This window comes from Actinokineospora baliensis, from assembly GCF_016907695.1.
Classification (GTDB): domain Bacteria; phylum Actinomycetota; class Actinomycetes; order Mycobacteriales; family Pseudonocardiaceae; genus Actinokineospora; species Actinokineospora baliensis.
The window spans coordinates 5,382,193-5,402,190 of sequence record NZ_JAFBCK010000001.1; the positions used below are offsets into that span (position 1 = coordinate 5,382,193).

Sequence of the window (19,998 nt, forward strand, 5' to 3'; positions counted from 1 at the left end):
CATCGGCCAGGAGAACCACGCGACAGCGCGGGCTACCGATGGCTCTGAGCGTGTTCCACCGAGCGGGGCAACCGCGCCCCCGCGGGGTGGTGCAGGGTTACCGCGAGGAGGGTGGCGAGGAAGACGAATACGTACGTGTTGCTGAGGAGGAAGTGCAGCGGTCCGCCGGTGATCACTGGAGTGCCGACCAGGGGGTTGACCAGGGCCAGTACCGGTGGCGGGGTGGCCAGCAGGAACGGCACGGGAATGAGCCACGCCCAGTTGCGGGCAGCCAGTTCGCGGGCGATGACGGCGATGAGCGGGACCAGCCAGACCCAGTGGTGGCCCCAAGACCACGGGGAGACCGTGGCTCCCGCCATCCCGACGACGGCCACCGCCAGGGTGTGATCGGTTCCGGCGGCCACCACGAGCGCGGCGGCGACGACGACCACAGCCAGGGTGATCCACACTGCGGGGCTCTCGATACCCGCGCGGAGCAGCAGGCCCCGAAGCGACTGGTTGTGGGGCGAACCGGGCTCGGCGAAGACCCTTGTGGGGTCGGCGAAAGTGGCGTGCAGCCAGTAGGTGATCGAGTCGCTGGGCATGATCGCGAAGCCGAGTGCGACCGTTGCCGCGCTGACGCAGGTCGCGATCAGGGCGTCTTGGAATCGGCGGCGCGCGAGCAGGAGGCCGACGAAGATGATCGGGGTCAGTTTGATCCCCGCGGCCACCCCGGTTCCCCAGCGTGGAGCGAGTAGGACCAAGGCCAGGAGGAGCAGGTTGACCTGGCCGAGGTTCAGGCTGGTGTGCACGGCCTCGGTCAGCACCGCCGCTGCGGTGACGAGAGGCCACGGGGCGCCTGCGCAGCGATGGGCGACCAGGGCGAGCAGTAGGCCGTTGAGGACCACGACGACGACCTGGGCGGTCGGTAGGGCCAGGAAGGCCAGCGGGGTGAAGACGATGGCGGAAAATGGCGGATAAGTGAACAGGAGACCATTGTTGACCGGACCGCTGTAGAGTTCTCGGCCCGCCAGCAAGAACTCCGCACCACTGCGGTAAACAGCCAGGTCGACGGGGTCGGCCGTGGTGGCGATGACCAGGACCGCGCAGGTCAGGGCCATCGCGAGCACGCCGAAGAGGACAGAAAAGGACCGCACTGACTTCCCAACACGCGCAGGATCCCCAGGGTTCGGAGATCATCGCACGGATTCCCGCAACCACCTGGTCCGATTCCCGCGAACTAGGTCAATGCGCCAGCAGTCGTGGGCTTGTTGGCGAATACCCACCGGTTGCCTTCTAGGGCGTCGTCTGGTTCGGGGTGGGGGCCGCGGCCGTGGTGCTGGGTGAAGTGGAAGGGGGTGTGGGTGGTGGTGGACCAGCCGCGGGTGCGCAGGGCGGCGGCGGAGTCGGGGCGGGGGTCGAGGTTGAAGAGGGAGATGAGGTCGATACCGGTGTGGTGGTGGGTGGCGGTGTAGAGGTGGTTGGCGCGACCTTGCGGAGTGTCGAGGCCTAGTTTGATTTCGTAGGCGAAGTCGCTTCCCGGGGCGACTAGGGAGTCCACTGTGGATATCAGGTGTTGCTCGGCAGCGGCCGGGAGGTAGAGGAAGATGCCTTCGGCCAGCCAGGTGCTAGGGGCGGTGGGAGAGTAGCCGGCCGCTAGTAGGGCGGTGGCCCAGTCGCCGCGGAGGTCGGCGGGGATGGAGCGGCGGGTGGCGGGGGTTTCGCCGAGGACGGTGTCTTTGAAGGCCAGTACTTCGGCGCGGTCGATCTCGTAGACGACGGTGTCCTGGGGCCAGTCGAGGCGTAGGGCGCGGGAGTCGAGGCCCGCGGCCAGCAGGACGACTTGGCGGCTGCCCGCGCGGGTGGACTCGAGCAGGAAGTCGTCGAGAACCCTGGTGCGTAAACCGAAGTAGCGGCACAGACGGCCCCACAGCGGGTTCGCGTCGCCGTCGGGAACGTCGTCGATGGTGGTCGGCCAATCGGCTGACGCGTGGGCGGCGCGGACGAAGCGCTCGGCGTATTCGTCGCGGGCGAGGGAGTCGGGGCGGTGGGTTTCGATGGCTCTGCCCGCCGCGACCATCAGGGCGGTCAAGCCAACACCGTGTTCGACGCCTGCCACTGCTTCTCCTCCTCAGCCAGGGTGGTGACGCGCGCGCCGTACAGGGCGGTCATGAAGCCCAAGATCGTGTCGTTCGGCAGGCGCAGCGCGGTGGTGCAGTCCGCGAGGACCGTGATGTGAAAGCCTTTCTGGAACGCCGTTCGCGCGGTGGAGTCGACGCAGACATCGGTGTAAAGGCCCGCGAAGACGAGGCGGTCGAACGCGGCGACGTACGCGGCGAACTCCGGGGTGAGGAACGCATCGAAGCAGGCGCGCTTGGTGAAGACGCGTTCGTCGGGCGCCGGGGCGAGGTTGTGGAACTCAGCGCCCCATGAGCCAGTGAGGCACTTGGGCTGCTTTCCCCGGGCGGCATCGCGCTGGCGCCAACTCGGGCCCTGGTACGCGGCGTCGCCTTCGAACCGGACGAAGACGACTTCGATGTCGTGGGCCCGCGCCACGTCGACCGCCCGCGCCGCGCCCGCCGCTGCGGACTCCACCGCCGATGTGTCGCCGTTGAACTTCGCCGCGACCGCCGGGCCGGTGCAGAAGTCGTTCTGCACGTCGATGACCACCAGTGCGGTGTTCACCGGGCGGACTCGACGCGCTTGAGCAGGGCATCGACCACCGACGTGGTCGAATCGGCGCCGCCGAGGTCCGGTGTGGACACTCCTTGCTCAAGGGTGGCGGTGATCGCGTCCTCCATGGCGTCGATCGCGCCCACGCATCCGCCGTGCCGCTGTGCGATCGCCGCTGTCGCGCGCACTGTCGCCACCGGGTTGACGGTGTCGCGGCCCTCGAGGTCGTCGGCTGAGCCGTGGACGGTCTGGTACTCGAGCAGTCCGCGCACGCCGGGATCGAGGTGGGCGTTCTCGGTGAAGCGGTTTTCCTGCCGTTCTCGGCCGAAGCGGTCGAGCAGGAACGGGTGCATGACGTCAGCCCACTCGTTGCCGCCGATGATCATCATGCGCGGGGAGAGGCCGCGTTCGATCAGGTTGCGGTTGACCGTGTCCGGCTGGGCGAGGGTGATCTCCACGCCGAGGCGGGCGGCGCTCTCGGCCACCCACTCGCCGAGGGCGCCGTCGAGCAGGTGGAACTTGTAGGCCATGACGATCTGGTCGGCCCCGGTGTCCGGCCACTGCTGCCGTGCCCGGTCGACGGCGAAGGCGATGACCTGGTCGGTGATGTCCCGGCTGAACTCCGTCGTGCGGGACACCGCACCGGGCGAGTGCGCGTTCTCGCCGGTGTAGAACCCCTGTGCTTCGTCCCGCACCAGCAGCAGCGTCGCGCCGGTCGACTCGATGACGTCGACTTTCACCGCCCGCAAGCGCTGCCGGACCAGGTACAGCGACTGGGCGTTGATGGCGGTCCGGAAAACAGCGTGGATCCCGGCCGAGGCTTGGGTTCGACAGAATTCCGCATAATGTTTCGCGTCGGCCCGGGTGTATTCCCTGATCTGTTCAGGGCTGGCGCCCTTGAGCGATAAGTAGGAATGGTAGAGCCGGGGCGAGCGAACCACGGAGAACCGCGTTCCCCACATCTCGCCTAACGCGGTGAGCGTTCTCTCGAACACGCTCGCCAGTTCTGGCCCAGTGCCACGGCCCACGGCGAGTCCGACAACCGATTCCACCCGTGCCCCCTCCCGAGTGCGTTTCAGACGGTCAGGCCGACGTCGTGACCAACTGGTCGCCCGCGATTCCCGCCTTCTCCGGCTGGTAGTAGTCCTTGATGCCCTCGACCCAGGTGGCCACCCGGATCTGGTCGGCGTCCGACGGCCCGAACGCGTCGAACAGCGCGTGGATGTTCTCGCTGCGGAACCCGATGGCCGACATCAGCTCAGCGAACACCGGCCGCTCGATCAGGCCGTCCCCGTCCGGGTCGCCCAAGGCGCCCAACGCCTCGGCGAACTCCCCCACCGTCGCGTCGAACCGCTCCGGCGACAGCGTGCACGCGGAGAACTCCTCGAGGGACACCAGCCCGTTGCGGTCGGCGTCCAACTCCGCCTCCAGCGTTTCCCAGTACTTCTGGAAAGCGCTGATCATCCGCTCCTTGTCCGCCTGCGCCGATCCGCCCGCCACCGCGACGACTCGGCGCGCCATGAGGTCGAAGTCCCCGGAGTCGAGTTGGCCGCTGCCGTTCGCGTCGAAAAGCCGGAAGATGAGTTCGATCCGCTCGACTGCCTCGCTGCGCATAAATCCTCCGATTGCTCCGTTCGATACCCTTTCCACTATGTCAGAGCCGCGAGATATCTCCCGATCGCGAGTCGATATTCATCAGAAAGGATGAAATCGTCTCCGGTCGATCGCGCACGGTGATGGCGGCAGCGACTGAGCGCTACGCCATCCGGATGCCCGACCAGGAGTCGACGTCGCACTGGTGATGGGAGTTGTCTCCGGTGCTGACCACCGAGCCGTCGGCGCGCAGGCCCAGGGTGTGGGTGGAACCCGCGGCGATCGCGACGATGCCGTGCCACTGGCCGACGTCGCATTGCCCGTGGGTGTTGTCACCGGATGCGAGAACCTTTCCCTGCGCTATGAGGCCAAGAGTGTGGTAGCTGCCCGCGGCGATCGCGACCACGTCTTCCCACGGTTCGACGTCACACACTCCGGTCGCCAGCACACGCCCGTCGTTCTTGAGGGCCACCGTGTGCAGATACCCGGCCGCGACGGCGGTTACGTCTCGCCAACTGTCCACATCGCACTGCCCACGTCGGTTGTTCCCCACGGCCACCGCCGTTCCGCCCGCGCGGACACCGACCGAATGCCAGTCGCCGCAGGCCAGGTCCACGATCTCGCGCCAGGACCGCACGTCGCACTGGCCTTCCGCGTTCCGGCCTGCCGCAAGCACGGTGCCGTCGGCGAGGAGTCCCAGCGTGCGGCGCCACCCCGCGGCCACGGCCGCGACATCACGCCAGGCCGCGACATCGCACTGCCCGTCGCCGTTCCACCCGGCCGCGAGCACGGTGCCGTCTGACCGAAGGCCGACCGTGTGGGATTTGCCGGTGTTGGGCGCGGAATGAACATTGCCCGCCGCCACAGCGACAACGTCGCGCCAGTGCTGGACACGGCACTCCCCCGCGGCGTCATTCCCCACCGCGAGAACCGTTCCGTCCCCACGACGACCGACCGAATGACGCCTGCCTGCCGCCAGCGCAGGTGTGTTCACCGGGCGTCCGCGTCAATCTGCTCCCGGAGGATGTCGCCGTGACCCGCGTGGCGGGCGAACTCCTCGACCATCGCCAGCAGGGTCCACCGCATGCTCACCGTTCCTTCGCGGGGGTTGTCCTTGGTGTCGTCGAGGTGGAAGCGCGCGGCGATCTCGCGGGACCGTTGGCTGGCGCGGCGGAATTCGGCGATCACGTCGGCAAGGGACTCGTCGTCGGTGACGGTGAAGGTGCCTTCGTCGCGGTTGGAGTAACCGTCGCATTCGGACTCGTCGAGGTCGGCCCAGAAGCGTTGGAACCAGATCCGTTCGGCGGCCGCGGCGTGCTTGAGCAGGGAGATCGGCGTCGTCAGCGACGGGACCAAGCGGCGGCGGGCGTCGGTTTCGGAGAGGCCGCGGACGGTGTTGACCAGGGCTTCGCGGTTGCGGTCGAGCGTGTCCTCGAGGAGCTGCCGTTCGGTGCCGTTGGTGATCATGGTGCCGCTCCGTTCGTCGCGCGTGCCGTGGAAGGGGGTCTAGCCTGCGCCCGGACCTGGGAGCACGTCGATGTCGGTGGCGTGCATCGGGCTGCCGCAGTGGTCACACCGGAGGTCTACGCGGGTGATCTCGCCGCAGGCGTGGTGGCGGTACAGGGCCGGGGGGCCTGCCTCGCCCGCGCGCCACCTGTCCCCCCAGCCTGCCATGACCATGAGCAGGTCGACCAGCTCGGTGCCCTTGGTGGTCAGGACGTACTCGTAGCGGGGCCTGCGGTCGTAGGGCCTGCGCTCGAGGACGCCGTGCTCGACCAGGTGGTTGAGGCGTTCGGTGAGGACCTTGCGGGAGATGCCCAGGTCGGCCTGGATCTGCTCGAACCGCGAGAGCCCGACCCACACGTCCCGCAGGACCAATGGCGACCAGGGCTCCCCGATGACGTCGAGGGTACGCGCGATCGAGCAGGTCATCGCGCTGAAGTCGGTGCGCTGCACATCGCCAGTCTACTCGACGGGGTTCCCTCAGGAAACTCGACCTGCTACGGTTCCGAAGTCTCCTCAAGGAACCCCGAAAGGATCGCGGTCATGGTCATCAGCTGCCACTCCGTCTCCGTCGACGGCTACATCACCGGCCGGGGTCCCGTCGCCGGGCAGGGCCTCGGCGACGGGACCTCCCTGTTCGACTGGTACTTCAACGGCGACACCCCCAGCGGCGTGTTCGACGGTTTCCGGCTCAGCGCGGCCAGCGCGCCGCTGTTCGACGCCTTGGCCAACCGGGTGGGGGCGGTCGTGGCGGGTCGCCACACCTACGACGACTCGGACGGGTTCGACGGCGGCAGCCCGCACCCGGCGGCGCCGCTGTTCGTCGTGAGCCACCGCCCCGTACCCGGGATCAGCGACCGGCAGACCCTGGTGACCACGGGTGTTGAGGACGCGATCGCTGCGGCTCAGGCGGTCGCGGGCACCAAGGACGTCAGCCTGATGGGCGGCGGCGTGCTCGCCACGGCGTTACGGGCCGGGCTCGTCGACGAGGTCGTGCTGCACCAGGTGCCGGTGCTCCTCGGCGGCGGCAGGCCGTTCTTCCAGGAACTGCCTGAGCACGTGCGACTCCGCCTCATCGAATCCATCCCCGCCCCCGGCGTCACCCACCTGCACTACGCCGTCGAGCGCTGACCCTTTCAGGAGACCACGACCATGCTCACGCCCGATGTCCGCCGCGTCCTCGACAGCACCCCGACCGCCCACCTGGCCACCCTCCTGCCTGACGGCGCCCCGCACTCCGCCCCGGTCTGGATCGGCACCCACGCCGACCTGATCGTCATCTTCACCGGCCCGGGCACGCGCAAGGCCCGCAACCTGCGGCGCGACCCCCGCCTCGCCCTGTCGCTAACCCCGATCGACAACCCGTACCAGCCGATCACCATCCGGGGCCGGGTGGTCGAGTGGCTCGACGGGGACGCGGGCTGGGAGGTCATCGACCGGATCTCCCGCAAGTACACCGGCGAGCCGTACGGGCGTGACGAGCCACGGGAGGTCGCACTCATCGAACCCGTTCGACAGACCGCACTTCGGGCTTAGGCTGGCCGGTATGAGGGGATGGGGTGTGGTGGTTGTTGCGGTCCTCGTCGTGGGTTGTTCCGCGGGGGCGCCGGGGCGGGACGAGGTTGTCGGGAGGATCAAAGCCGACCCGCGGACGGCGGGGGCTCCGGATGCCGTGGTGGGGTGTGTGGCCGACTGGTACCTCAAGTACGCCAGCGCCGACGACGTCCGGGCGTTCGTCGAGGGGGCGGCGGATGCGCGGTCCCCCGAGGAGATCGCGCCTGATCAGGGGGCGGCCAACGAGATGGTGGAGTGCTTGAAGGGGGCGGCGGGAACCCAGTAGACCGGCAGGATGGTCTTGCGGACCTATGGCGCCGGGCGGCAACGGCTTACTGTGCTAGTCGGTGCGGGTTTTACACGGACTTGACTCGTTGGGGGTGCAGGTCGAACCCGCCGTTGATCTTGTGGGGGGATCAGTGCGCGCGCCGTCGCGGTTTGCTGTGCTGTCCAGGTTCCTGGTGTTGGCGCTGGTGTTGGTGGTCGCCGCCGTGGGATTGCCTGCTTCGTTGCCCTTCTTCGGCGAGAAGGAGGGCACGCGTTCCGAATCGGCCGGGCCACCGGTTCGGGTGCGGGAGCTGACCGAACTGCGGACGGCCGCTTCCCGGCGGTACGAGATGTCCAACGGGACGGTCGAGGCCGAGGTTTCCGCCCAGCCCCAGCACTTCCGGGCGGGTGACGGCTCCTGGCAGCCCATCGACACCACCGTCCGCGCAAGCGCCCAGGACGGTTACGTCTACGCCAATGAGACCAACGCGTTCGGCAGTTCGTTCGGCGACACGACCGATCGGCTGGCGCGGTTCTCCTGGAGCGACACCACGGTCGAGTTGGGTGTCGACGGGCAGGCACAACAGAAGCGGCCAGAGGTCGACCGCGACTCGGTGACCTACACCGACGCCTTCGACGGCGCTGATGTGCGGTACCGCGTCACCCCGGACGCCCTGAAGGAAGAGATCGTCCTCACGGCGCCCGCGAAGGAGCCGGTGTACCGGTTCGCTGTGCGGCTCAACGGAGTCGTTCCCCAGCAGCAAGCCGATGGTTCCATCGCGTTCTTCCGCGGCGGCGAGGGCGCGCCGGTCTACACCATGCCCGCGCCGTTCATGGTCGACTCGTCCAAGGACCCCAAGAAGGCGCGCAGCGACAAGGTTTCGCAGACCGTGGAGCAGCGCGACGGCCGGATCACCGTGACCGTGCGGGCGGACGCGGCGTGGCTTGCCGCGCCCGAGCGCCAGTACCCGGTGGTGATCGACCCCACGATCAAGATCGAGCCGACCTCCACCACCGGTCAGGACTCCCAGATCTGGTCCGACACGCCCGACCGCAACGACGGCGCGAGCTACCAGCTCTCGGTGGGCACGGACAACACCGGAATCGCCCGCAGCCTCGTCAAGTTCGACACGTCGGTGATCCCCGCGGGCGCGAGCGTGACCTCGGCCAAGCTGCGGATGTACTACGACAACGAGCTGTACACCGGCGCCAACGCCGTGGCGATGCAGGCGCACCGCGTGACCGCGGGGTGGTCGGAGAACGTGGTGACGTGGAACAACTTCCAGGCCGCGTTCGCCGAGGCCGGTGTCGCGGGCGCGGTCAAGCAGGCCAACGTGACCCAGGTCTGGTCCGAGTGGGACGTCCGCAACATCGCCCAGTCCTGGGTGTCGGGTTCCGCACCGAACCACGGTCTGCTGGTCAAGGCGACCGACGAGGCGCTCAACCGCGGTGGCGCGATCCACCACGGCGCCGAGTTCGTCTACAACGGTGACGTCCCGACCTTCCCCAAGCTGCTCATCACCTACGGCACCGCTGGCGCGGGTCTGCAGCCGATCACCAAGGCCTACGCCACCGGCGCCGAGCTGACCTGGACCCCGTACGCGGGCGACGACATCGTCGACTACCAGGTCCACCGCTCGGTGTCGCAGGTCTTCACCCCCTCAGCGTCCACTTTGGTCACCTCGGTCGGCCCGAACGCCACGCGGTTCATCGACACGACCGCGCCCGTCACCCCGGACAACGCGCCCGATCTGGGGTGGAACACCTACCACTACATGGTTGTGGTCAAGACCCGCGACGGACAGCTGATCCCCAGCGGCACGCAGACGACCCGCACGCCCAAGGCCGGGCAGGTGCGGCAGATCTTCCGCGGCGGCAGCGACACCACGCTCTCCGCGACGCAGCCCAACGCGAACCTCGACGTGCTGTCCGGGTCCCCGTGGACGCAGGTGGGCAACAACGGCGCCACGTTCGGCAAGACCCGCACGATCGTGAAGTTCGACGGCCTCAACGCCATCCCACCCGGCACCGTCGTCACCGACGCCGACCTCTCGCTGTGGTCGTTCTACTCCTTCGGTTCCGGCGCGACCTTCGACGGACACCCGCTGACCAGGGCGTTCGTGGAGAACCAGGCCACCTGGAACCGTGCGTCGACCGCGGCGGCGTGGACCACCCCCGGCGGTGACGTCGGCGCGCGGGCGGACTTCGTCTCCGGCGTCACCGACAAGCCGAACTGGCTGATCTGGGAGAACGCGGCGATGGTGCAGGGCTGGGTGGACAACCCGGCCACCAACCACGGCTTCCAGGTCAAGCTCCGCGACGAGAACGGGGCGCAGCAACGAGTTCTGCTGCTGTCCGACGAGGCGATCGAGCCGGGCCTGCGACCGAACCTCGCCGTGTCCTACCAAGGGACGCCGCCCGCTCCGCCCGCGGCACCGATCGTCTCCTCGACCGACTACCCGGCCGATGGCCAGCCGCACGGCGGCGCGGGTCAGGCGGGGGCGTTCACCCTCAGGCCGGGCAACGCCGTCGGGATCAGCAAGTTCGCCTACCAGCTCGACTCCGACGCTCGGCCCACCGAGGTCGCCGCGACCGGCCAGATCACGGTCAACCTGACGCCCGCCGCATCGGGCACCCGGACGTTGACCGTCCGCGCGCTCACCGCCACCGGTGTGTCGTCCACCGCGACCACGTACACGTTCGTCGTCGGCGAACCGCCGCGGCACAAGAAGACCAAGGCCGACTTCAACGGTGACGGCCGCGACGACGTGGTCACCTTCACGCGCGGCACCGACGCTGACGCCTACGTCGCGTTGTCCGATGGCGGCAAGTTCGTCGGTGACGGCGTGAAGTGGCACGACTCGATCGCCTCGCCGGACCAGATCCCGCTGACCGGTGACGTCAACGGTGACGGCAAGGCCGACCTGATCTCGTTCACCAGGGGCACCGACGCGGACGTGTTCGTCGCGTTGTCCGACGGTACGAAGTTCGCGCCGACACCGGTGAAGTGGCACGACGCCTTCGCGGGCGGCAGTGACATCCCGCTGGTCGGTGACTTCAACGGCGACGGACGCGAGGACATCGCCACCGCCACCAGGGGAACCGACGCGTCGGTGTACGTCGCGCTGTCGGACGGCACCAAGTTCGGCCCGACGCAGACCAAGTGGCACGCGAGCTTCGCAGCGGGCACCGCCATGCCCGCCGTCGGTGACGTCAACGGCGACCACAAGGACGACATCGTCGCCTTCACCGGCGGCGAGGCGGCCGACGTGTTCGTGGCGTTGTCCGACGGGACCACGTTCGGCCCGGCCGCCAAGTGGAACGACGCCTTCGCCCCGGACGCCAACCGCGCGGGTGTCGGCGACATCGACGGCGACGACAAGGCCGACGTCCTGGCCTTCTCGGGCGGCCAGGTCACCGCCGCCACCTCGACCGGCACCGCGTTCGGCACACCCCGCCAGTGGCACGCGAACTTCGCGCTGGAAGACCAACTGCCGGGTATCGGCGACTTCACCGGTGACGGCAAGCTCGACGTCGTCTCGTTCACCCGCGGCTCGACGGCACTGGCCTGGGTCGCGCCGTCCGATGGCGCGCGGTTCGGCACGAGTGCCCAGTGGCACAACCACTTCGCGGCGGGCACCGAGGTGCCCCGCCCGAGCTTGTTCGCCGCTGGTCCGGGCACCCCGGCGCCGGTCCCGCCCGCCGCTCCCCTGGTGTCCTCTGTGGACTACCCGGCCGACGGCCAGCCGCACGGCCTGCCTGGCAGGCCCGGATCGTTCGTGCTCAAGCCCGGTGACAGCGTGCCGGTCGCGAAGTTCGTCTACCAGCTGGACTCCGACACGCAGCCGACCGAGGTCGTGGCGAGCGGCGAGGTCAGCGTCACGATCACGCCGACGTCCGCGGGCAACCGGACCCTGACGGTCCGCGCCTACACCGCGGGTGGCCTCGCGTCACCTCCGAAGACGTACGCGTTCGTCGTCGCGGTACCGGCTCAGCCGCCCGCGGCACCGCAGGTCACCTCCACCGACTACCCCGCCGACGGCCAGCCCCACGGCCTGCCGGGGCAAGCGGGCACGTTCACCCTCAAGCCGGGCAGCCCCGTCCCGGTCACGGGCTACCGCTGGCAACTCGACGACGGCGGCTCCACCGACGTCGCGGGCACCGGCGACGTGTCGATCACGGCGACCCCGACCACCCCGGGCCAGCACACGCTGATCGTGCGGGCGCTCGGCACCGAGAACCTGATCTCCCCGCCGACGACCCACACCTTCATCGTCGGCGACCCGCCCGGCGGTCCGGGTGCCCCGCAGGTGGTCTCGCTGGACTACCCGTCCGGCGGCGCGCCGCACGGTGCCCCGGGCAAGGAGGGTTCGTTCACCTTCCGCCCGACCGGGTCGACCGCGATCGCGGGCTACCGCTGGCAGCTCAACGGCGGGCCGTCAACGGACGTCCCGGGTACCGGCAAGGTCAACGTCAAGATCACCCCGGCCACGGCGGGCACGCAGACACTGTCCGTGCGGACCTACACCAGCACCGGCGCGTCCTCGGCCCCAGCGAACTACGTCTTCGAGGTCGCCCAGCTCACCCCGCCGGACGCGCCTGCGGTGTCCTCTGTGGACTACCCGGCCGACGGGCAGCCGCACGGCGACGCGGGCAGGGAGGGAGCCTTCACCTTCCGCCCGACCGGCACCACGGCGATCTCCGGCTACCGCTGGAAGCTGGACGAGGCCACGACGGTAGACGTTCCCGGCTCCGGTGAGATCCCGGTCCGGATCACCCCGCCGACCGGTGGCACGCACACCCTCGTGGTGTGGGCGATCGGCGTCACGGGCAGCACGTCCGCCCCCACGACGTACTCCTTCCTCGTCGCGGGCGCCGCGCCCACCCCGTCCACTCCCCTGGTGTCGTCCACCGACTACCCGGCGGACGGCCAGCTGCACGGCAGCCTCGGCCAGGCGGGCGCGTTCACGTTGCGGTCGCAGGGCTCCGTCGCGGCCGACGCGTTCCGCTACCAGCTCGACACCGACGCCGCGGCCACGGAGGTCCCGGCCGGGACCGGGTCGGCGGCGGTCACCCTCACCCCGGTCCGCTCCGGCCAGCGGACGCTGACCGTGTGGGCCAAGGTCACCGCCACCGGCGTGCTCTCCACCCCGGCGAAGTACACCTTCGTGGTCGGAGCACCCTCCGGGCCTCGTGACTACTTCCACGACGCCGCCGGTCAGCTCGTCGGCGTCACCAACAACTCCGGTGAAGCGGCCGCCTACCGCTACGACGCCGCGGGCAACCTGGAGGCCACCGACCGCTACCGCACCGACGCGGTGTCGATCTTCGCGGTCGTCCCGGCGCGCGGCCCGGTCGGCAGCACGGTGGAGATCAGCGGCACCGGGTTCGCCACGACCGCCGCGGGCAATGCTGTGACGTTCGACGGCATCGCCGCTCAGGTCACCGCCGCGAGCGCGAACCGGCTCAGCGTCGTGGTGCCCGCGGGCACCGGCGCGGGCGCGGTGAAGGTCGCTGCTGGTGGCAAGTCGGCCGACAGCAGGACGCCGTTCACCGTCACGCGCGGTGTTCCAGCACCGGCGATCACGGGCGTGTCCACCGACCGCGCCAACCCCGGCGACACGATCACGATCACCGGCACCGGCTTCGACCCGGACCCGACCCGCGACGTGGTGCTGTTCCACCAGACCACCGCGCGCGTGAAGCAGGCCGGGCCGAACAGCCTGACTGTCGAGGTGCCCGCCGCCGCGTCGTCCGGCAAGATCAGCGTGCGGACACCGGGCGGGACCGCCACGGCCAGCGGCGACTTCCTGATCGCCCCGCGCGGGTTCGTGATGGCCAACCTGGTCAACGGCGGCCGGATCGAGCTCGGCAGACCGCTCGACCTGCAGATCCCCGCTGGCAAGGCCGCACTGGTGCTGGTGGAGGGCACCTTCGGCGAGCGCGTCCACCTGGACCTGGAGAACAACACGGTCCCGGTCCGCTCGGCGATGTGGATGTTCACCCCGCACGGCGGCGACTTCGCCCGCCGCACCATGGGCGACCCGCTGGACCTGTGGGCGGGCAGCACCCTGCGCCAGGACATCCCGATGTTCGCCGCGAACGGCACCTACACGATCGTCGTCGCCCCCGACGACAACGCCGCTGGCAGCGTCCGGATCACCGCCTCGCACACGCTGACCGGCGACAAGCTGACCCGCGACGGCACCGGTGTGCCGTTCACCGTGTCGGCGTCCGAGCAGAAGACCGAGATGCCGTTCACCGCGACCGAGGGCGAGTGGCTCAGCCTGGGTCTGACCGACCTGAGCATGCCGCAGCACACGTTCAACGTGACCATCACCCACCCCGACGGGTACTCCAACACCTGGAAGCACTCGCTCAAGCTCTACACGCCGACCATGGTGTTCCGGGCGCGCAAGACCGGCACCTACAAGCTGACCGTCACCTTCGGGGCGCAGGAACTCGGCTTCGGCAAGGTGTGGCTCTCCGGCGTGGTCGACGCGGGCAGGCTGGCCGTCGACGGGCCCGGCACCCTGATGAAGATCAACCGGCCCGGTCAGTCCGTGCGGATGCCGTTCACCGGCACCGCCAACCAGAACCTGCGCTTCTCCATCACCGAGAACACGCTGCGGGAGAACGGCAGGCCGGGCTACCCGGCGGGCATCCTGGTCGAGCCGGACGAGAACCAGGTGGAGCTGCGCACCGGGACTCAGGAGACCAAGCAGATCCCGGTCCGCAAGAACGGCGAGCACAACCTGTTCATGAGCGGCTGGGAGGCCGTCGGCACCGCCAAGGGCTGGCTGTCCACCGCGGTCGAGGGCGGCTCGTTCCCGGTCAACTCGACCAAGCGGATCACCTTCGACCGCCCCGGCCGCGAGGTGTGGCTGAACTACGACGGCGTGAAGGACCAGCCGCTGCGGCTGGTCGCACGGGAGAAGAGCCTCCCGGGCGCCCTGCGGATGCGGCTGTACCGGCCCAGCGACGGCCAGCAGGTCGCGACCACTTACGAGAACAAGCTCGACGTGGCGGCCCTGCCGGAAACCGGCCGGTACCGGATCTACCTCGCGCCTGAGTACGCCACGACCGGCCAGGTGACCATGGCCGCCTCCGTGCCGATCGACCTCGGGCTGATCTCCCCCGAGAGCGCGCCGATCACCCAGCAGATCACCGTGCCCGGTCAGACCGTGGCCGCGCGGTTCGCCGGGACGGCCGGGCAGCGGCTGAGCTTGGGCTTCAGCTCGCCGAACATCGGCTACCTCAAGTACCGGGTGTCGAAGCCGGACGGCAGCGCGCTCGACCAGGTCGGCCTCGGCTACTCGCTGCCCTACGGCTTCGACCTGACCACGCTGCCGGTCACCGGCGAGTACAAGGTCCTGCTCGAGCCGATGGACGAGATCAGCAACCCGACGACCGGCGAGCTGACCGTGGCGTTCTCCGGTGAGGCCGACGGCGGCAAGGCCGACATCGGCGGTCCGGCCAAGACCATCACCATCGGCAAGATCGCGCAGAACGGCAAGCTGACCTTCGACGGCTACCTCAACGACGTCCTGCAGCTCGACATCACGCGGGCCTTCCCGAACAACACCGGCGCGTACTACAGCCTGATCGCCCCGGACGGCACGATCTCGCCCCGGCACTCGTGGATGTCCTTCGACCGGTTCAAGATGCCCGCGCTCAAAGCCGACGGCACGTACACGCTGGTGTTCGACCCCGGCAACAACGTCACCGGGTCGATGACCGTGGCGATCTCCAAGCCCGCCACGGCGCTCGGTACCCAGGTGGGGCCACGGATCGACCCGGTCGCGCCGAAGACAACCAAGTGCGTGCCCGCCGACCCGGCGCCGCCGGTCGCGAAGCTCTCGCCAGGGCCAGAGGGATCGCAGCAGGCACAGCCCGCGCCGGAACCCCCGGCCCAGGTCACGCCCCCGTGCGACGCGCCGCCGGGTGGCTGGCAGCCCGACACCGCCAACCTCAACGGCACCGACTGGACCACCCGCTACGACCCGGCCCCGGCCCGTACCCGCCCGCTCGAGTTCGCCATCGGGTACACCGGCGTGGTCGGCGAGGTGAAGTCGACCAGCGGCCAGCCGCTGGCGGGCGTGCCGGTCAGCGTGGGCGGCAGCCGCGTCACCACCGACGACAAGGGCAAGTTCGCGCTGACCGGGCTGCCGAGCGGGCACGTCTCGCTGCGCGTAGACGGCCGCACGAACGCGCACAACCGCGAGTTCGGCGCCTTCGACATCGCCGTCGACCTCAAGGCCAAGCAGGTGCTCGTCCTGCCCCACACCGTGTTCCTGCCCGAGATCGACCAGGCGAGCAAGATCGCGGTGCCCAGCCCGACGACGGCCGAGACGGTCCTGACCACCAAGTCCATCCCCGGCCTCGAGGTCCGGCTGCCCGCGGGCACGGTCGTGCGCGACGCCCAGGGCAACGTCGCGCCCGAGCTGAGCCTGACGCCGATCCCGATCGACCGGCCGCCCTTCCCGCTGCCGCCGACGAAGGTCCCGGTGTACTTCACGGTCCAGCCCGGCGGCGGCTACCTCTTCCCCGAGGGCGCCACGATCGTCTACCCGAACTACACCAAGGAACCGCCCGGGACCCGCACCCAGTTCTGGAACTACGACCCGGACGGCCAGGGCTGGCACATCTACGGCTACGGCACGGTGTCGCCCAACGGCAAGCAGATCGTGCCCGACGCCAGTGTCCGGTTCTACCGGCTGACCGGGGCGATGACCGCGGTCCCCGGCATGAACCCGCCGCGCATTGCCCCGCGCCCCAACGGCGCGCGCGTCGGTGACCCGGTGGACCCGTCGACCGGCCTCATGGTCGACGAGGTCGTGGACATGGTTGTCGACGACATCGCGCCGATCGAGATCAAGCGCACCTACCAGCAGGGCGACACCGACATCCGGGCGTTCGGCGTTGGCGCGAGCTTCAACTACGGCGTCTACCCGTGGTCGCCCGGCCAGATCGGCAGCTTCGACTTCCAGGAGTTCGACCTGGTCCAGCCGGACGGCAGCAAGATCCACTACCGGCGGACGTCGCCGGGCAAGGACTACGCGGGCGCGGTGTTCGCCGCCGACCCGACGCCGACCCGCTTCGACGGCTCCACCGTGCGCTGGATCGACAGCGGGTGGGACGTGTTCCTGCGCGACGGCAGCGTGCTGACCATCGGCGAGGAAGCACCGATCCAGCAGGAACGGGACAAGTTCGGCAACACCACGACGGTCACCAGGGCCACCGCGCCGCCGGGTACCGACGGCAAGGTCCGCGCCAACGGCCCGATCACCCAGATCACCTCGCCCAGCGGCCGGTGGGTCCGGTTCACCTACGACGAGTCGAACCCGCCGCGGGTGAAGGCCATCGAGGACAACATCGGCAGGCGGGTGAGCTACACCTACGACGCGACCGGGCACCTGGAGACGGTCACCGACCTGCGCGGCGGGATCACCACCTACACCTGGGACGACAAGGGCCGCCTGAAGACCATCACCGACCCGCGCGGCACCCGGTACCTGCTCAACGAGTACGACGACAAGGGGCGCGTCAAGCAGCAGACCGCGGCCGACGGTGGGCTGACGAAGTTCGAGTACATCGAGTCGGGCGACGCGATCATCGAAACCCGGATGACCGACGCCCGCACCGCGGTGCGCCGCTTCACCTTCACCCCGGCGGGCTCGGTCCTGACCGACACCAAGGCGTTCGGCACCGCCCTCGCCCAGACCACCACCTACGAGTACGAGGCCGACGGCGTGCGGCGCAAGTCGATGACCGACGCGTTGCAGCGCAAGACGACCTACCTCTACTACGCCAACGGCCAACTCAAGGAGACGACCGAACTGGCGGGCACCGCCGAGGCGCGTACCGAGAAGTGGGAGCGCAACGGTCCGAACAGCGAGCTGACCAAGCACACCGACGCCTACGGCAAGGACACCGTCTACGCGCTGGACGCGCGTGGAGCCGTCGACTCGGTCACCGACACGGTGAACCGCAAGACGACCTACGTGACCAACAGCAGGGGCCTGATCACCAAGGTCACCAAGCCGAACGGCAAGTTCACGACCACCGATTACGCGGGCACGGACGCGGTCCGCGGCACCGACGAGCTGGGCAGGGTCGACACCACCGCGTTCGACTCGATCGGCCGGGTGAGCCAGACGACCGACGCGCGCGGCGCCACCACGTCGACGACGTACACGGCGGCCAACGACGTCGCGTCGATCACCGATCCGTTGGGCCGCACCACGTCGTACGACTACGACCCGAACGGCAACCAGAGCAAGGTGACCGATCCGCGCGGCGGTGAGACGGTCTTGGCCTACGACCGGATGGACCGCGTCGAGCGGATCACCGACCCGCTCGGCAACTTCGAGCAGGTGCGCTACGACGAGAACGGCAACGAGAAGCAGCACACCAGCCGCCGCGGCATCATCACCGAAAGCGACTACGACGAACTGGACCGGCGCAAGGAAAGCCGGTACGGCACCGAGAGCACGACCAAGTTCACCTACGACCTCGCGAACCGGCTCAAGCGGACCGAGGACACGGTCGCGGGCGTCGCCACGACCGACTACGACGGGCTCAACCGCGTCAAGACCGAGACCACCAAGCACGGAACCGTGTCGTACGACTACAGCCCGACCGTGCGCGATCGGACCATGACCGTGGCAGGACGCCCTGCTGTGCGGCACGTCTACAACGCCGCCGGTGAGCTGTCGGAGGTGCAGCAAGGCGGCACCGCGGTGACGACGGTCGGCCGCGACGCGAACGGGCGGCCGGAACGGGTCGGCGCGCCCGGCACGGGCGTGTCCCAGACCTTCGCCTACGACGACGCCGGGCAGGTCAAGTCGATCACCTACCGCTCGGGCACCACCGTCATCGGCGACCTCGCCTACACCTACGACGCGGCCGGGAACCCGATCAGGACAAGCGGCGCCTACTCGCGGGCGATGCTGCCCGAGCAATTCGGGCAGGCCAGCTACGACAAGGCGAACCGGCTGCGCACCCTCGGCGCGACCCCGGTCAGCTACGACCTGGACGGCAACCTCGTCTCCGACGGGGTGACGACCTACCAGTGGAACGCGCGAGGTCAGCTCGCCGGCCAAACCGGAGCGGGCGTGACGGCGAACTTCGCCTACGCGCCGGATGGCCGCAGGCTGGGCCGCACGGTCAACGGCGTCACCACCGACTACCTGTACGACGGCGACAACCCGGTGCAGGAGAAGGTGAACGGCACCGTCACAGCGACACTCACGTCCTCGGGAACGGACGGGTTCCAGTTGCGCGAGGCCGCGGGCGTCACCCGGCGGTACCTCACCGACGCCCAGGGCAGCACGCTGGGCTTGGTGGACAACGCCGGTGCGGGCGCGACCTACACCTACGAACCGTTCGGCCGGACGTACGTTTCCGGGCAGGACAACGGCAACGCGAACCGGTACACAGGCCGGGAAGACGACGGCACGGGCCTGTACTACAACCGCGCCCGCTACTACAGCCCAGTGCTGCAACGGTTCCTGACCGAGGACCCGATCGGGTTCGACGGCGGCACGAACCTGTACGGCTACGTCGGCAACAGGCCGACCTCGTACACCGACCCGCAGGGCACCAAACCGGCCAACAACTGCGTCACCAACAGCTTCACGCCCGACACGCTGGTCCGGATGGCCGACGGGAGCAGCAAACCGATCGCCGAGGTCGCGGTGGGTGAGCGGGTGCTGGCCACCGACGAGGTCACCGGCCGCACCGAGGAGCGGGTCGTCACCGACACGATCGTCGGCGATGGCGACAAGGACCTCGCCGACATCACGGTGGACACCGACGGCGACGGCGTGGGCGACAGCTCCATCACCGGCACCGCAGGGCACCCGTTCTGGGTCGCCGGTGAGTGGCGCGACGCCGAGGACCTGCGGCCCGGTGACCTGCTGCGCACCGCGACGGGCGCGTTCGTCACGGTCACCGCAGTCAGTGAGCGGACCGCTCAGCAGCGGGTGCACAACCTGACCGTCGACGGCGTGCACACCTTCTACGTGCTCGTCGGCGGTGTGCCGGTCCTGGTCCACAACGGAACCTGCAAGACCGTCACCGAGAACCAGGCCGGTCGCTTCGGCGACATGGACCCGGGTGTCCCCGGTGACGGGCTCACCCCGCACCACATGCCGCAGGCGGCGCTGAAGCACACGACCCGGCGCGACGGCGGCGCGATCGTGATGAAGCAGGCCGACCACGAGCTGACCCGCACGTACGGGCCGAAGGGGCGGGCGACCAAGCAGGCCGAGAGCGGGCTGCCGTTCCGCGACGTGCTGGCCCGCGACATCATGGACCTTCGCAAGATCGGGCAGCAGGTGTACGGCGATCCCACCTACTACAACCAGGGCATCAAGGACCTGCTCGCCTACTATCGCAGCATCGGAATGCTGTGAGAGGGGATCG

At 69.4% G+C, this 19,998-nt stretch carries 12 protein-coding genes; 4 read left to right on the forward strand and 8 right to left on the reverse strand.

Annotated elements, in window-relative coordinates; genetic code table 11:
* Positions 1–32: 32 nt before the first annotated feature.
* From JOD54_RS24445 to JOD54_RS24480, 8 genes are all read right to left on the reverse strand, one after another.
* Positions 33–1,136, reverse strand: coding sequence for a glycosyltransferase 87 family protein (locus tag JOD54_RS24445; RefSeq protein WP_204453496.1), 1,104 nt, complete (start codon positions 1,134–1,136; stop codon positions 33–35).
* Between the two features lie 83 nt (positions 1,137–1,219).
* The gene (locus JOD54_RS24450) at positions 1,220–2,098 is read right to left on the reverse strand and encodes an SAM-dependent methyltransferase (protein WP_307860249.1); all 879 of its coding nucleotides are present in this window, start codon (positions 2,096–2,098) and stop codon (positions 1,220–1,222) included.
* On the reverse strand, positions 2,068–2,649 hold the full coding sequence (locus tag JOD54_RS24455; RefSeq protein ID WP_204453498.1) for a cysteine hydrolase family protein: 582 nt from the start codon (positions 2,647–2,649) through the stop codon (positions 2,068–2,070). The genes JOD54_RS24450 and JOD54_RS24455 overlap by 31 nt, the downstream gene beginning before the upstream one ends.
* Before the next feature lie 11 nt (positions 2,650–2,660).
* Positions 2,661–3,647 carry an isocitrate/isopropylmalate family dehydrogenase gene (locus JOD54_RS24460; protein ID WP_307860250.1) on the reverse strand — a complete coding sequence of 329 codons (987 nt, stop codon included), beginning with the start codon at positions 3,645–3,647 and terminating at the stop codon, positions 2,661–2,663.
* Between the two features lie 88 nt (positions 3,648–3,735).
* Positions 3,736–4,266 carry an EF-hand domain-containing protein gene (locus JOD54_RS24465; protein ID WP_204453499.1) on the reverse strand — a complete coding sequence of 177 codons (531 nt, stop codon included), beginning with the start codon at positions 4,264–4,266 and terminating at the stop codon, positions 3,736–3,738.
* A 142-nt stretch (positions 4,267–4,408) separates the two neighbouring features.
* The gene (locus JOD54_RS24470) at positions 4,409–5,167 is read right to left on the reverse strand and encodes an RCC1 domain-containing protein (protein ID WP_307860251.1); all 759 of its coding nucleotides are present in this window, start codon (positions 5,165–5,167) and stop codon (positions 4,409–4,411) included.
* Positions 5,168–5,235: 68 nt separating this feature from the next.
* The gene (locus JOD54_RS24475) at positions 5,236–5,712 is read right to left on the reverse strand and encodes a DinB family protein (RefSeq protein WP_204453504.1); all 477 of its coding nucleotides are present in this window, start codon (positions 5,710–5,712) and stop codon (positions 5,236–5,238) included.
* 39 nt (positions 5,713–5,751) lie between these two features.
* Positions 5,752–6,201 (reverse strand): winged helix-turn-helix transcriptional regulator, encoded by a 450-nt coding sequence (locus tag JOD54_RS24480; protein ID WP_204453506.1) that lies wholly within the window; start codon positions 6,199–6,201, stop codon positions 5,752–5,754.
* Positions 6,202–6,291: 90 nt separating this feature from the next.
* Here JOD54_RS24480 and JOD54_RS24485 point away from each other — a divergent pair, with 90 nt between their 5' ends.
* From JOD54_RS24485 to JOD54_RS24500, 4 genes are all read left to right on the forward strand, one after another.
* Positions 6,292–6,879 carry a dihydrofolate reductase family protein gene (locus JOD54_RS24485; RefSeq protein WP_204453508.1) on the forward strand — a complete coding sequence of 196 codons (588 nt, stop codon included), beginning with the start codon at positions 6,292–6,294 and terminating at the stop codon, positions 6,877–6,879.
* A gap of 21 nt (positions 6,880–6,900) precedes the next feature.
* Complete coding sequence (locus tag JOD54_RS24490; protein ID WP_204453510.1) at positions 6,901–7,284, forward strand: PPOX class F420-dependent oxidoreductase; 384 nt, start codon at positions 6,901–6,903, stop codon at positions 7,282–7,284.
* A gap of 148 nt (positions 7,285–7,432) precedes the next feature.
* Positions 7,433–7,588 (forward strand): hypothetical protein, encoded by a 156-nt coding sequence (locus tag JOD54_RS24495; RefSeq protein WP_204453512.1) that lies wholly within the window; start codon positions 7,433–7,435, stop codon positions 7,586–7,588.
* 94 nt (positions 7,589–7,682) lie between these two features.
* Positions 7,683–19,988 carry a DNRLRE domain-containing protein gene (locus JOD54_RS24500; protein ID WP_204453514.1) on the forward strand — a complete coding sequence of 4,102 codons (12,306 nt, stop codon included), beginning with the start codon at positions 7,683–7,685 and terminating at the stop codon, positions 19,986–19,988.
* Positions 19,989–19,998 lie beyond the last annotated feature (10 nt).